Origin of the sequence: Paenibacillus sp. CH40, assembly GCF_024213605.1 — a bacterium.
In the GTDB taxonomy this organism is placed as follows: Bacteria; Bacillota; Bacilli; order Paenibacillales; family Paenibacillaceae; genus Paenibacillus; species Paenibacillus polymyxa_B.
Genome location: NZ_JANAVQ010000017.1, coordinates 19,759 through 33,351, shown reverse-complemented (window position 1 = coordinate 33,351; position 13,593 = coordinate 19,759). Strand labels below are relative to the sequence as shown.

Below are 13,593 nucleotides of genomic sequence, written 5' to 3'. Positions count from 1 at the left end.
GGGATGTAGCTCAGCTTGGTAGAGCACCTGGTTTGGGACCAGGGGGTCGCATGTTCAAATCGTGTCATCCCGATACTAATTTGCGGGTGTAGTTCAATGGTAGAACTTCAGCCTTCCAAGCTGATAGCGTGGGTTCGATTCCCATCACCCGCTTACCGATTACCTAGAAGCCGAAAGGCTTCTTTTTATTTTGTCCACATTACATTTACTTCTATGTATATAAGCTAATACAATTATGTCTCCTGTCATGCACAGTTGGGGATGACTTGTGCATATTGTACATAGGCTCTTGTTACTTATGACCTCTAGATCCCGAATTTCCCCTCTAACGTACCCCTTTCTCCTGCAGAAAGGCTAATTTCGTGATCAAATCCTTTGAATATAGGAATCCTATAGCTATTATGGTACGAATTCATGGTGATAACTCTGCATCTGCTCTTACGTTGTGCACATTCCCCTTTATTTATGTGGGTAAAAAGCGAAGTCTTAAAGAGGAAATGCCCTAGAAACACTAAGGAAATGGCTAATTTGTGTATATCTTTGTGGATAGAAGGCTAAGGGGTTTGTCTTTGTCAACAATTAATAAACATATACACATCATGTTGCATGAATTTGCACCTTTAATACCACACTCTTCATAAGAGACTGTGCATAATGTTTCACTCATCACTAGTGTATACATTCATTTCTAATTATTAATTTCATCTTTATTCATAATAAACCAATATTTTCTCAAAAGAAGTATTTCAAAAACATGATTTTTTACTGTAAATTTTGCAGCTTTTCATGCGTTTTTATTGTATGATGTTAAGAAAGTGTCAAATTTCGTGTGTATACGTACCTTTGCTACAACTGTATATGGTGTGGAACAGATCAGATGGGGGGAAAAGCATGACTGAGCTTACGTTAACCGCTAACAAAAACCAATCCAACAATCTGCTGCGGCGGGACGTTCGTTTTCTAGGGAATATTCTTGGTGAGGTTTTGGTTCATCAGGGTGGCAACGAACTTTTGGATATCGTGGAGAAAATACGTGAGACAAGTAAATCGTTACGTGCCGGGTATCAACCGGAGTTGTATGAGGATTTCAAACAAATGGTCAGCGGACTGGATACGGATATTCGTCACCAGGTTATTCGCGCGTTTGCGATTTATTTTCAGTTGGTGAATATCGCTGAGCAAAACCATCGTATTCGTCGTAAGCGGGATTATGAGCATTCCGCTGGTGAAGATGTTCAACCTGGTTCCATTGAAAGTTCCGTTCAGGAGCTTAAACAAGGGGGCTTCTCTGCCGAGGACGTTAGCAACTTGCTGAATGAGCTCTCTTTGGAGCTGGTCATGACCGCACATCCTACAGAAGCGACACGACGAGTAATACTTGATATCCACAAGCGCATTTCCGAGGACGTCATGCTGCTGGATAATCCGATGCTTACCTTACGTGAGCGGGAACAGGTACGGGAGAATCTGCTAAACGAAGTAATTACGCTGTGGCAGACAGATGAGCTGCGTGATCGCAAGCCAACTGTATTAGATGAAGTAAGAAATGGAATGTATTATTTTCACGAGACCTTGTTTCATGTACTGCCAGATGTGTACCAAGAATTGGAACGATGTTTGGACAAATATTATCCCGAACAAAAATGGCACATACCCACTTATCTGAGATTTGGTTCCTGGATCGGTGGAGACCGGGATGGCAATCCGTCTGTGACAGCTCATGTGACTTGGGAAACGTTACGTATGCAGCGCAAGTTGGCTTTGAGAGAATATCAGCACACGTTAAAGGAACTCATGGGTTACTTGAGTTTCAGCACCAGCATTGTGCGAGTTTCCGATGATCTGCTGGCTTCTATTGAAGAAGACCGTACTCATATTACACTTAAAAAGATGGAAGTATGGCATAACGAAAAAGAGCCTTACCGCATTAAACTGGCATATATGATTGCTAAAGTGAACAACATCCTGGATGAAAGCAAACAGGGTACCAATGAGCGTTATAATTCTGCGGAAGAGCTCATTGCAGATCTAAATGTTATTGACAACAGCCTGCGTCATCATTTTGCCGATTATGTGGCAAACACATATATTCAAAAGATGATTCGCCAGGTAGAGTTGTTTGGATTCCATACAGCTACGCTGGATGTGCGTCAGCATAGTCAGGAACATGAAAATGCGATGACTGAAATTCTGTCTAAAATGAATATTGTGTCGGATTACAGTAAGCTGTCAGAAGAGGAAAAAATAAATCTGCTGGAAAAGCTGCTGAATGAACCTCGTCCGATTACTTCACCGTATTTAAAATATAGCGATAGCACACAGGAATGTCTTGACGTATATCGTACGATTTATTTGGCTCAGGAGGAATTCGGCAAGCAGTCCATTACAAGCTACTTGATCAGTATGACTCAGGGAGCCAGTGACTTACTGGAGGTTATGGTCTTATCCAAAGAGGTAGGCCTGTTCCGCATCGAGAAGGATGGCACTGTTATCTGTACGCTGCAATCCGTCCCTTTGTTCGAAACGATAGATGATCTGCACGCTGCACCTGATATTATGAGAAGATTGATGAACTTGCCTGTATATCGACAATCTGTGGCTGCGATGGACCAGCTTCAAGAGATTATGCTGGGATACTCGGACAGTAATAAAGATGGCGGTGTGGTTACAGCGAACTGGGAACTTCGGGTCGCTATGAACAGCATTACGGAAGTAGTTAATGAGTTTGGCGTAAAAGTGAAGTTTTTCCACGGTCGTGGAGGTGCGCTGGGTCGTGGAGGAATGCCACTTAATCGCAGTATTTTGGCTCAACCTCCTCATACGATTGGAGGCGGAATCAAAATCACGGAGCAAGGCGAAGTACTATCATCCCGATACTCGCTTAGAGGCATCGCGTACCGGAGCTTGGAGCAGGCAACATCGGCGCTGATTACGGCTGTGGCATATCATCGTTCCGGGAAGAAGGAAGTGTTTGAGGAGAGCTGGGAGGAGATTATCGCCCGCATTTCCCAAGTTTCACTGGATAAGTATCAGGATTTGATTTTCCGAGATCCGGATTTCTTCAACTTCTTCAAAGAATCTACACCGTTGCCTGAGGTGGGCGAGCTGAATATTGGATCTCGTCCGTCCAAGCGTAAGAACAGCGAACGTTTTGAGGACTTACGCGCCATTCCGTGGGTTTTTGCATGGACACAAAGCCGTTACTTGTTACCTGCATGGTATGCGGCTGGAACAGGTTTGCAAAGCTTCTATCAAAACAATGAGGATAACCTTAAAGTGCTGCAAACGATGTTTAGGGACTCTGCTTTCTTCCGGTCACTTATTGATACACTGCAAATGGCAATCGCTAAAGCGGATTTACTGATTGCAGAAGAATACGCTGGGATGTCGGATAACGAAGAGGCCCGGCAGCGTATTTTCGGGCAGATTTCAGCGGAGTTCAAGCTGACATCTGAGTTGATTTTGAAAATAACCGGACAATCCGAGATTTTGGACGACGTGCCGGTTATTCAGGAATCTATCCGGTTGCGTAATCCTTATGTCGATCCGTTAAGTTACTTGCAGGTTCAATTGCTAAGTGAGTTACGAGAGTTGCGGGATCAGAACGGTGATGACACTGAAATGCTGCGTGAGGTATTGTTGACAATTAACGGAATTGCAGCAGGCTTAAGAAATACGGGCTGATATAGTACGGTTGTACGAATACAGGCAATCGGGTACTCATGGGGTGCCCGATTGTGCTGTTTGTATATTGATGGCAGGCGTGCTTGCAGTTAGTAACAATACTACAGTTGATTTCCGGATAAAATTAAACTACGATGAATAATCATAAACATGTAATAAGTAACCCATCAGCAAGTCTGGGGGAGTATAGAGTGGATAATATGGAAAGCCGCTTGGTAAGGCTGGTACAGAAAGGCGATCAGCGAGCTTTTGCGGAGTTAGTCGAGTTATATAAAGATCGGATTTTTCATCTTTCCTACCGGATGCTAGGTAATCGCCATGAGGCGGAGGATCTGGTGCAGGAAACTTTTTTGCGTGTGTATCGTAATTTGGAAAAATATGATCATGGACAGAAGTTCTCAACATGGATTTATCGAATTGCTACAAATCTGTGCATTGATCGTCTGCGAAGGAGAAAACCTACATACTCACTTGATGCTGAAATGAATGATCAGGAAGGTGTCGATGGGTACGCCATGCTCGCCAGTGAAGAGCTTACCCCTGAGGGGAGTACGCTTCTGTCCGAAACGCAGGCTTTGATTCATGACGCCATTGACAGCCTTCCAGATAAATACAGAACGATTATGGTTTTACGGTACTTGCAGGAGCTTTCCTTACAGGAAATCAGCGATGTGCTCAATCTCCCAGTTACCACTATTAAGACAAGAGTACACAGGGGGCGGGATTTTCTGCGCAAAAAACTGGAGCACAAGCTATAGATCATACGCATAGATTCTAGGAAAAGAGTCTGCATAGATGTTTTTATGAAACATAATGCTCGTTGTAACGTATGTAAGATGAGCAAAGTTTCTAAGCCGGAGCATGTTATGTTGAGAAACACGGAAGAATATTAGAAAGGATTGGCTCATATGGATTGCAAACAAGCCGTCTCTTTTATGCATGACTATCTAGATGGCGACCTGTCTGAGCAGGACAAACATGAGTTGGAACAGCACTTGTTAGACTGCCCGGAATGCCGCATGCGTTTTAAAGAGCTGGAGCGGACGGATGCGATGCTTTACGGTACACGCTATCATCAAGTGCCGTGTGTATCGGATGAGCTGACATTTCGCATTATGAATGCTTTGCCGCCGCATAAAAGACAGACTGCGGTGCCTATGCTGACGTGGGTGAAAAGGCATCCCGCTGTAACAGCCGCTGCCTTCTTCCTTATTGTTATATGCTCAAGCATGGCCAGCTTTTCTAGCACGGACCATCAATTGGTAGTCAAAGGAAGCCAACTGGATCAAGTCGTTATTCAGGGTGATACTGTGATTGTGCCTGAAGGGAAATCCATTGCCGGAGATTTAACAGTGCAAAATGGTGAAGCCCGTGTATACGGTGATGTGGAAGGAAATGTAACTGTGATTGATGGTTCTTATTATCAAGCGTCCACCGCCCATATTGCAGGACAGGTTAAAAGTATTGATCAAACCTTGGATTGGATTTGGTACAAGGTTACTGATTTATTCGGGGGACCCTCTTCTCCATAAAAGAAGCTTGAAATGGCAAGGACAATATCGAGCGCCTCTTTCCGCTGGAAAAGGCGTTTTTTTGTATATGAAGCTGGCGAATTGTACTGTATTTTACTGATTTTAGCGGTTCTTTTGTCACACAGCTTGCAACGTGAGCCTGATCGTTATAACCTAGATAGAGAGAGCATACTGTGTACATATTACACCCACTCACTACAGAAAATTGCGGGGGCATGCGCATGTTGGATTATTTTGCGGACCTGACTTGGAAAGAGTCCATTAAAGATATTATCGACATTTTGATCGTAACCTATATTATGTATCAGCTTATTTTACTTGTTCGCGGAACGCGTGCAGTTCAATTGTTGAAAGGGATTCTGTTTCTAGTTGTCATTTGGGCGGTTAGCACCTGGTTTGATTTGTATACGCTCAAGTGGTTGATGAACCAGATGTTCACCTTTGGTGTGGTGGCTATCTTTATTATTTTTCAGCCTGAGTTGCGTCGTGCACTGGAGCAGTTGGGGCGTGGCAAATTATTTGGGCGTTCGTCTGCGGATGATGAAGAGATTAACAAGTTAATCGGAGAAATGATTAAGGCGCTGAATTATCTATCACGTAGGAAAATAGGAGCTTTGGTCGTATTTGAGCGCGAGACAGGGCTAAACGAATATACGGAGTCTGGTATCAAGACACAGGCCGTAGTCAGTTCTGAACTGCTAATCAACATCTTCATTCCTAATACGCCTTTGCATGATGGTGCGGTGATTATTCAAAATAAACAGATTGCTTCTGCGGCCTGTTATTTGCCATTATCGGAAAATCCGTTCATCAGCAAGGAGTTGGGAACCCGTCACCGGGCTGCGATTGGGGTGAGTGAGGTAACGGATGCCGTAACTGTCGTGGTATCGGAGGAAACAGGGCAAATTTCTTTGGCCATTAATGGACAGGTCGTGCGCGACATTAAGGAAGAATCCCTAATCTCCAAGCTGTATGAGGAGTTGCGGCCAACACCGTCTTTGAAGGAAAAACGCGGCTCATTCTGGAATCGGAGGGGAGGCCGTGGAAATTCATGATGGACAAATGGATTAACAATAATACGATTTCCAAGATATTGGCGCTTGCGGTTGCTGTCCTGCTGTGGGGAATGGTCCATCTAGATACAGGTACACCTTCATCTACGCTGACCGTTTCTTATAATAATAAAGTGATTGATAATGTGGGCATTCAGGCTAGTGGTCTGGATGATTCAAAATATGTATTGTCTACCATGGATACTGACCATGTTAAGATGGAGGTCAGAGGACAGCGCTCTGTGCTGACTTCTTTTTTCGCGGATAATTATCAGGCAAAGCTAAACTTAAACGGCTTAGGAGCAGGTACTAAAACATTGTCACTCGAACCGGACTTGCCGGATGGAGTGGAGTTGGTGTCTATGACTCCTAACCGTGTTACAGTGACGATTGAGGAAAAACAAACGAAATCATTTAATGTATCTATAGTTCCTAAAGGAAACCCAGATGGGGGACTGCAGCTTGGGAAGCCTGTAATTGCTCCTCAAACCGTGAAGGTTACCTTGCCTAAAAGCCAGTTGAGTACCGTTACTGCCGTTCAAGGGGCTGTTAATACGGATGGTATCTCAGAAAAGTTTGAACAGAAGCGTGTAAAACTGAAGGCTTATAACAAAAAGGGACAGGAACTTACAGGAGCGGTCATTGAGCCATCCACTGTGTCTGTTGAAATTCCGGTAACTCAGCAGGCGAAATCTGTGCCTGTTAAGATTGTCTATGCTGGAGAGTTGCCAGACGGATTGGCGCTTTCTAAAGTCAATGCAAACGTGAAGGAAGCGGCGGTATATGCATCGCAGGATGTATTGAGCAGCCTCAGCTCTTACGTCACGGCTACATTGGATTTAAGTCAATTCACGGAAGCGGGGACTCGTACAGTTCAAGCTAATTTGGCAGCCCCCTCAGGTTCTGATAAAATCGAGCCAGGGTCAATACAAATTCAGGTGACCGTCGTCCCTTCCAATGAAGTCACAGATACGGAACGGACGCTGTCAGGCATCCCAATCGTTTTACAAGGTGCAGGAGATAAAGCGACTACGACTGTTACAGCACCCGTAGGTAAGACGATGGATGTTACTGTGAAGGGCCCGCAGGATATGGTAAACAATTTAACCAATGATGATATTAGTTTGGTGGCAGATGTAAGTGGCCTCGCGGCTGGTCAACACGAGGTTACTCTGAAAGTAGGCTTGCCTAAATATATTACGCAAGCCGGAAATGCTGGCCAACTAAAGGCAACGGTCAACATTGAGAGCCCTTCTACGCCTGCTGTAACGAATCCGAATAATGAGAATGAATCAAACCCCTCTGGTAGTGGCGAAAAGGGGCAGGAGAGGCCACAGGAGGGGCAAGTCAGTCAAGGTGGGGACTCTGACGCTAAGACCGGGGACAACGCAGCTGCGGAGGATAAAACAAATCCTCATAACGGCGCAGATTCTTCTGCGAATGGAACCTCGGAGAACAGTCAGCCATAACATGTTTTATCTGTAGTAAATAATCAAGATTTATTAGACAAAAAAAGGGAGTCATTTTACATGGGGAAATATTTTGGTACAGATGGTGTACGAGGCGTTGCTAATCAGGAACTTACAGCCGAACTGGCATATAGCATTGGCCGCTGCGGCGGATATGTTTTAGCAGGTAATGTAGAGAAACCGACAGTTGTTATTGGTATGGATACACGGATATCCGGACTGATGCTGGAATCGGCTCTTGTAGCCGGTTTGCTGTCCATTGGGGCTAATGTGGTTCGTCTAGGTATTGTTTCGACACCTGGGGTGGCATATCTCACACGTCAATTGAAAGCTGACGCTGGGGTAATGATCTCAGCATCACACAATCCAGTTGAAGACAACGGCATTAAGTTTTTTGGCGGTGACGGTTTTAAATTGACAGACGAAACGGAATTGAAAATTGAAGAGCTCATGGATGCAAAAGAAGACCAACTGCCTCGTCCGATTGGCGGTGGATTGGGAACGGTTGTTGTAGACGAGCATTCTCGCTACGATTATCTGGAGTTCTTGAAAACAACAATTAGCCATTCTTTTGAAGGGTTAAAAATTGTACTGGATTGTGCTAACGGAGCAGCTTATGAGCTGGCGCCGAAGCTCTTTGCAGAACTGGGAGCTGAGGTACACACTATTGGTGCCGAGCCGAACGGTTTGAACATCAATGATCATTGCGGCTCGACTCATCCTGAAAAGCTGAAAGAGGAAGTACGCCGCTTGAAAGCAGATATTGGTTTGGCCTTTGACGGCGATGCCGACCGTCTGATCGCGATTGATGAGAACGGGGAAGAGGTAGACGGCGACTATATTCTCTGCATTTGCGGAGATGCAATGAACCGTGCGGGAAAACTCAAGGACAGCACCATTGTATCGACAGTGATGAGTAATATCGGTTTTTATAAAGCTACTGAAAAGCTGGCACTCAAGACTGCAAAAACTGCAGTCGGGGACCGTTATGTGATGGAAGAAATGCGTCGGGGTGGATTTAACCTAGGCGGTGAGCAGTCTGGTCATGTTATTTTTCTGGATCACAATACGACAGGCGATGGCATGCTGACTGGGATTCAGCTGGTAGATACCTTGAAAGCTTCCGGCAAGAAAATGAGTGAGCTAAAATCGCTCATGAAACAGTATCCACAAGTGCTCGTAAATGTGCGTGTGCAGGACAAACGTAATTACGAAGGGAATCCTGCCATTGCAGAAGCAATTGAGCAGGTGGAACAACAATTGGGCGATAATGGGCGTGTATTGGTCCGTGCTTCAGGCACAGAATCACTTATACGTGTGATGGCCGAAGGCCCGGATAAGGACGAACTGGAGCAATTTGTCGGTCAGATCGTAGATGTCGTGAAGAAAGAATTAGTTTAAAATTTTGTAAACGTCGGTTGCCTGTGAAAAAGAAGCAGGCAACGGCGTTTGCGGTTATTTACTAACGATTTATGGCCTTCATGGTGTAATTATGAATAAAGTGTCATTGCCAAATGATACTTAGCTGAATATAATATAGGGATGCTGTGACTCAGATAGAGAAAGCGAGGGTTGTAAGGTAACGTAATACAAGCGCCAGAGCTTGATTTGTGCGGGGGAACTTGGTGGAGAAGCAACGGATTCAGTTGAGATAAAGTTGCTCGCAAATCGGTTCACGACAAAACAAGCTGACGAGGTGAAGGTGTTCGAAACATTCGGCGGGGACCTTCCGGTGAAGCATCGAGCCGTAAACCGGCAGCGGAAAATGAACAGGCAACTGTTTACACAACGCACCGGTAGATGCCTTTATTATTTTATAACCTAAATTATAAGATTCATTTCATGAATGTGCGGCCATCATCATTGGCGTGCGCGGTTTGGGAATTTCGTTACATTCGTGAAGAGATGCCTGTAAATTCTATAGTTATCATTGACAACTTCATAGATGAATGAACTTTATTCCACAATCTACCGCACACGTTAGTCCTGTGATGAGTCGTCTTGTGAAATGATGATCGGGAGGATAACGAATATGTGTGGCATTGTAGGATATATTGGTAATCAGAATACGCAAGAGGTATTGATTGACGGATTGAAAAAGCTGGAGTATCGCGGTTATGACTCTGCGGGTATTGCCGTGTTTACAGATTCAGGATTGCAAGTAGCCAAGGCTAAAGGTCGTCTGGCGAATCTGGAAGCTAAACTGGATGGTACGCCGTTGGTAGGCCATGCAGGTATCGGACATACACGTTGGGCAACGCACGGTAAGCCTTCTGATGAAAACTCCCATCCACATTTGGATGAGAGCCAAAAGTTCTCTGTAGTTCACAACGGAATTATTGAGAACTATCTGGAGCTGAAGGAGCAGCTGATCAGCGAAGGTCATACCTTTATTTCCGAAACGGACACGGAAATTATTTCCCATCTGGTTGCGCGTGAATATAAAGGGGATATCGTTAAAGCAGTACAAAAAGCAATTACCTTTATGCGCGGTGCTTTTGCACTGGGTGTGCTGACAGAGCACGAGCCTAATAAGCTGGTTGCTGTTCGTCAAGCTAGCCCGCTGGTTATTGGTGTGGGAGAAGGCGAGAACTTTATCGGTTCCGACATTCCGGCTATTCTGAAATATACACGCAATGTATTTATTTTGAACGATGGCGAAATGGCTGTTTTGACCAGTGATGCTGTCGAATTAATGACAATCGAAGGCCAATTTATTTCTCGGGAAATGATTCATGTCGAATGGGATGCTGTAACAGCGGAAAAAGGCGGCTATGAGCATTTCATGTTGAAAGAAATTCACGAGCAGCCTAAGGCTTATCGTGACACAATGTTGGGCCGTATCGATAAAGATACTAAAAAAGTTGTTCTTCCTGAGCTGAAGCTGACAGAAGAACAAATTAAAAATATCCGCAACATTCAAATTGTTGCGTGTGGTACAGCTTACAATGCTGGTTTGATTGGTCGTACAGTTATTGAAAGTCTGGCTCGTATACCGGTAGAAAATGATGTGGCTTCCGAATATCGTTATCGTTCACCTATCGTAACACCAGAGACATTGGTAATCGTGGTGAGCCAATCCGGTGAAACTGCTGACACGTTGGCAGCCTTGCGTGAAGCACAAGCAAATGGCGCTCATGTACTGGCGATTACAAACGTAGTCGGCAGCTCCATCGCCCGTGATGCAGATGATGTGTTGGTTACACTGGCAGGACCGGAAATTGCCGTAGCCTCCACTAAAGCATATTCTTCACAGTTGATTGCGTTCTATCTGTTTGGTTTGTATCTCGCTCAAGTGCGTGGCACACAAACGGATGAGCAAGTGGCTCATGTGCTGGCTGCTATGGAATCCCTGCCAGAGCAAGTGGAAGAGATGCTGGGTAAAGCAGATGCGATCAAAGCCTATGCTGAGCAAATTGCAAGCCACAAGCACCTGTTCTTTATTGGTCGCGGTCAGGACTATGCTGTAGTACAGGAAGGCTCCCTGAAGCTCAAGGAAATTTCCTACATTCATTCCGAGGCTTATGCTGCGGGTGAATTGAAGCATGGTACACTGGCATTGATTGAAGACGGCATTCCGGTTATCGCTTTGGTAACACAGGAATCCGTGTTGGAGAAAACCGTGAGCAACATTAAGGAAGTCAAGGCTCGTGGTGCAGATGTTCTTGCGATTACGTACGAAGAGCACGCAGTTGAGTTGCTGAAGTCCGTGGATCAGGTATTTGCCATTCCGAAGACACTTCCAATTCTGTCTGCTGCAATTTCAGTTGTATCTCTCCAACTGTTGGCTTACTACGCTTCTCTTGCACTGGGGCATGATGTTGATAAACCACGTAACCTAGCGAAAAGTGTTACTGTAGAATAAGCTTTAGTTGCATTATGACTTTTTGTCTGGTGATAAAAAAGTGTGGAACCAGTAAAAAAAGTCTGGAACTAGTCATTTTACAAACACCAAGAAAGATCCCGATAATATATCGGGATCTTTCAGATTGTCGAGAAACCCCGTCTTTTGAGACGTGGGTTTCTTTTTCTTTACATCATAAGGCTCTGGTCTCTGGAGAAACAGGGGGGTTACCCCTGTTTCTTCAGGCGATCCAGGTGAATCGCCATCTTCTTCATGTTCTGCACGGCTGCCGTCATAAGGGCTTGTTCCCTGACATTTGGAAGACCGCGCAAACGGCAATAGCGAAACCTATGGAGCTCTTTGGCATCCGCGAAGCTTCGCTCAATCGTCTCTTTTCGTTTGCGGTACAGCCGTTTCCCGGATGGGCTTAGCCGGTTGCCCCGTACCCACTCTTTGCTGTCTTCCCAGACATGCCGAGTCACCACTTTGCGGCGGTTTCGAGACTGGGTACACTGGTCTAGCAGTGGGCAATGCTGGCACTGAGCTGGGTCAGAGGCATACTGCCGGTATCCCTTACGGTCCGTCGTTCGGTAGGGCAGTTCCTGTTGGGCTGGGCATCTATACACATTGCGTTTGGCATCGTATTCAAACTTCCATTTCGGAAACAGCCCTTGTCTGGGATGGAATCTTCGGTGAGCAATCACGGCAAAAACCTTTCGGTTTTGCAAACCTCGGCAAATCGGCGTCGTTAAATAACCTGAATCTAGCGCAACAGCTTCTACTTGAAAACCAAAGCGTTCTCTTTGTCGATCCAAACGGGACAAATAGGGGACAGAATCATGTACATTCCCCGGCGTCACATGCACATCCGTAATCAGATTGTACTTCATATCCACTGTGCGGTGGTCCAGATAGAAGAAGCCTTCAGGCTTGCCATCACGGATCATATAGCCGCTGTCTGGGTCTGTTTTGCTCACTTTAATTTCTTTTTCTTCGTTCACTTCCTCTCGGGATTTTAAGGCTTTTTTCCGTGGCTTTTCCGGTCCTCCTTCACCGCTTCGTTAAGCTCGTCCATATAGTCTTTGGTATTCTGCAACACTTGTTCTTTGGTGTACTGGTGTCTGTTAGCATTGGCTTTGACGTGTGTGGAATCGGTGACGAGAACACGCCCACCCACCATTCGGTGAGAGATCGCCTGCAGCACAATTTCATCGAAGATATCTTGAAAGATCGTGGTGTCTTTAAAGCGAGTGCGACGATTCCAGCTAATCGTCGTATGGTCTGGAACCTTATCCGTTAAGCCCAGCCCCAGGAACCAGCGATAAGCCAGGTTCGTCTGAATTTCACGCTCGAGTTGTCGTTCTGAGCGAATGCCATAGAAATAACCGAGAAAGATCATTTTAAACAACACGGTAGGATCAATGGCAGGACGCCCGTTGTCTGCACAATACAGCGGGCTTACCTTCTCATGAATAAAGGAGAAGTCTATATATGTATCCACTTTACGAAGCAGATGATCTTGTGGTACCAGTTCTTCCAGAGAAACCAATTCAAAAGATTGTTGTTGGTCTCGATGAGGTCGCAGCATATCAACACCGTCCGTTCTACAATAGTTACCTATATTATACAACATTAACGCGGTGTCGTCTTAAATAAAATGAACATAAAAAAAGCTGTCGAGACTTTCTCGACAGCCTGAAAGATCCCGATAATATATCGGGATCTTTTTAGCTTAGGAGGGTAATTATGTCTACAATAGGCCAACGAATTCGAACTATTAGAAAAACAAACAACTTAAATCAAATAAAGTTTGCAAATATAATTGGAATTTCTCAAGGAACGTTGAGTGAGCTGGAGCAAGATAAATACAGACCCTCTCTTGATATAATTATAGCAAATAAAGAAAATTTCAATTTTCCATATAGAGTGGTTATTCTTTGGAGATACGCCTGTATCAAAGAACACTATTTTTAATTTAGCCATTGAAGCTCAGGAATTAAAACTTATTTCTT

General features: G+C 44.8%; 9 protein-coding genes and 2 tRNA genes. 10 read left to right on the top strand and 1 reads right to left on the bottom strand.

The genetic code is table 11. The features are described 5' to 3' along the window. The 9 genes from NLX73_RS24695 (at nucleotide 1) to glmS (ending at nucleotide 11,602) form a co-directional block, all read left to right on the top strand. Nucleotides 1–73: transfer RNA gene (locus tag NLX73_RS24695), tRNA-Pro, on the top strand. Between the two features lie 9 nt (nucleotides 74–82). Beyond that, nucleotides 83–153, top strand: a tRNA-Gly gene (locus tag NLX73_RS24690). Between the two features lie 738 nt (nucleotides 154–891). Further along, nucleotides 892–3,684, top strand: coding sequence for a phosphoenolpyruvate carboxylase (gene ppc / locus NLX73_RS24685; RefSeq protein ID WP_250260341.1), 2,793 nt, complete (start codon nucleotides 892–894; stop codon nucleotides 3,682–3,684). A 191-nt stretch (nucleotides 3,685–3,875) separates the two neighbouring features. Further along, nucleotides 3,876–4,442 (top strand): RNA polymerase sigma factor SigW, encoded by a 567-nt coding sequence (gene sigW / locus NLX73_RS24680; protein WP_016818747.1) that lies wholly within the window; start codon nucleotides 3,876–3,878, stop codon nucleotides 4,440–4,442. A gap of 150 nt (nucleotides 4,443–4,592) precedes the next feature. Continuing rightward, nucleotides 4,593–5,216 (top strand): anti-sigma factor, encoded by a 624-nt coding sequence (locus NLX73_RS24675; RefSeq protein WP_013312128.1) that lies wholly within the window; start codon nucleotides 4,593–4,595, stop codon nucleotides 5,214–5,216. Nucleotides 5,217–5,437: 221 nt separating this feature from the next. Next, nucleotides 5,438–6,271, top strand: a complete 834-nt coding sequence (gene cdaA / locus NLX73_RS24670) for a diadenylate cyclase CdaA (protein ID WP_013312127.1) — start codon at nucleotides 5,438–5,440, stop codon at nucleotides 6,269–6,271. Continuing rightward, a complete protein-coding gene (locus NLX73_RS24665) occupies nucleotides 6,268–7,737 on the top strand; it encodes a CdaR family protein (RefSeq protein ID WP_250266754.1) in 1,470 nt (489 codons plus the stop codon). The genes cdaA and NLX73_RS24665 overlap by 4 nt, the downstream gene beginning before the upstream one ends. Nucleotides 7,738–7,797: 60 nt before the next feature. After that, nucleotides 7,798–9,138, top strand: a complete 1,341-nt coding sequence (glmM, locus tag NLX73_RS24660; protein ID WP_013312125.1) for a phosphoglucosamine mutase — start codon at nucleotides 7,798–7,800, stop codon at nucleotides 9,136–9,138. Between the two features lie 631 nt (nucleotides 9,139–9,769). Then, nucleotides 9,770–11,602 (top strand): glutamine--fructose-6-phosphate transaminase (isomerizing), encoded by a 1,833-nt coding sequence (gene glmS, locus NLX73_RS24655; RefSeq protein WP_061832056.1) that lies wholly within the window; start codon nucleotides 9,770–9,772, stop codon nucleotides 11,600–11,602. A 206-nt stretch (nucleotides 11,603–11,808) separates the two neighbouring features. On the opposite strand, the gene NLX73_RS24650 is transcribed toward glmS, so the two are convergent. Next, a protein-coding gene (locus NLX73_RS24650) for an IS1182 family transposase (protein ID WP_250266753.1) occupies nucleotides 11,809–13,169 on the bottom strand; the annotation gives its coding sequence in 2 pieces (ribosomal slippage) (nucleotides 11,809–12,602 and nucleotides 12,602–13,169; 1,362 coding nt in all). A gap of 158 nt (nucleotides 13,170–13,327) precedes the next feature. Here NLX73_RS24650 and NLX73_RS24645 point away from each other — a divergent pair. Beyond that, the gene (locus NLX73_RS24645) at nucleotides 13,328–13,555 is read left to right on the top strand and encodes a helix-turn-helix domain-containing protein (RefSeq protein WP_250266752.1); all 228 of its coding nucleotides are present in this window, start codon (nucleotides 13,328–13,330) and stop codon (nucleotides 13,553–13,555) included. The last annotated feature ends 38 nt before the right edge of the window (nucleotides 13,556–13,593 follow it).

Excerpts from the sequence above, each read along its gene's own strand:
- NLX73_RS24675 (WP_013312128.1), top strand. The coding sequence starts at position 4,593 with ATGGATTGCAAACAAGCCGTCTCTTTTATGCATGACTATCTAGATGGC.
- cdaA (WP_013312127.1), top strand. The coding sequence starts at position 5,438 with ATGTTGGATTATTTTGCGGACCTGACTTGGAAAGAGTCCATTAAAGAT.
- glmM (WP_013312125.1), top strand. The coding sequence starts at position 7,798 with ATGGGGAAATATTTTGGTACAGATGGTGTACGAGGCGTTGCTAATCAG.
- ppc (WP_250260341.1), top strand. The coding sequence starts at position 892 with ATGACTGAGCTTACGTTAACCGCTAACAAAAACCAATCCAACAATCTG.
- NLX73_RS24665 (WP_250266754.1), top strand. The coding sequence starts at position 6,268 with ATGATGGACAAATGGATTAACAATAATACGATTTCCAAGATATTGGCG.
- NLX73_RS24645 (WP_250266752.1), top strand. The coding sequence starts at position 13,328 with ATGTCTACAATAGGCCAACGAATTCGAACTATTAGAAAAACAAACAAC.
- glmS (WP_061832056.1), top strand. The coding sequence starts at position 9,770 with ATGTGTGGCATTGTAGGATATATTGGTAATCAGAATACGCAAGAGGTA.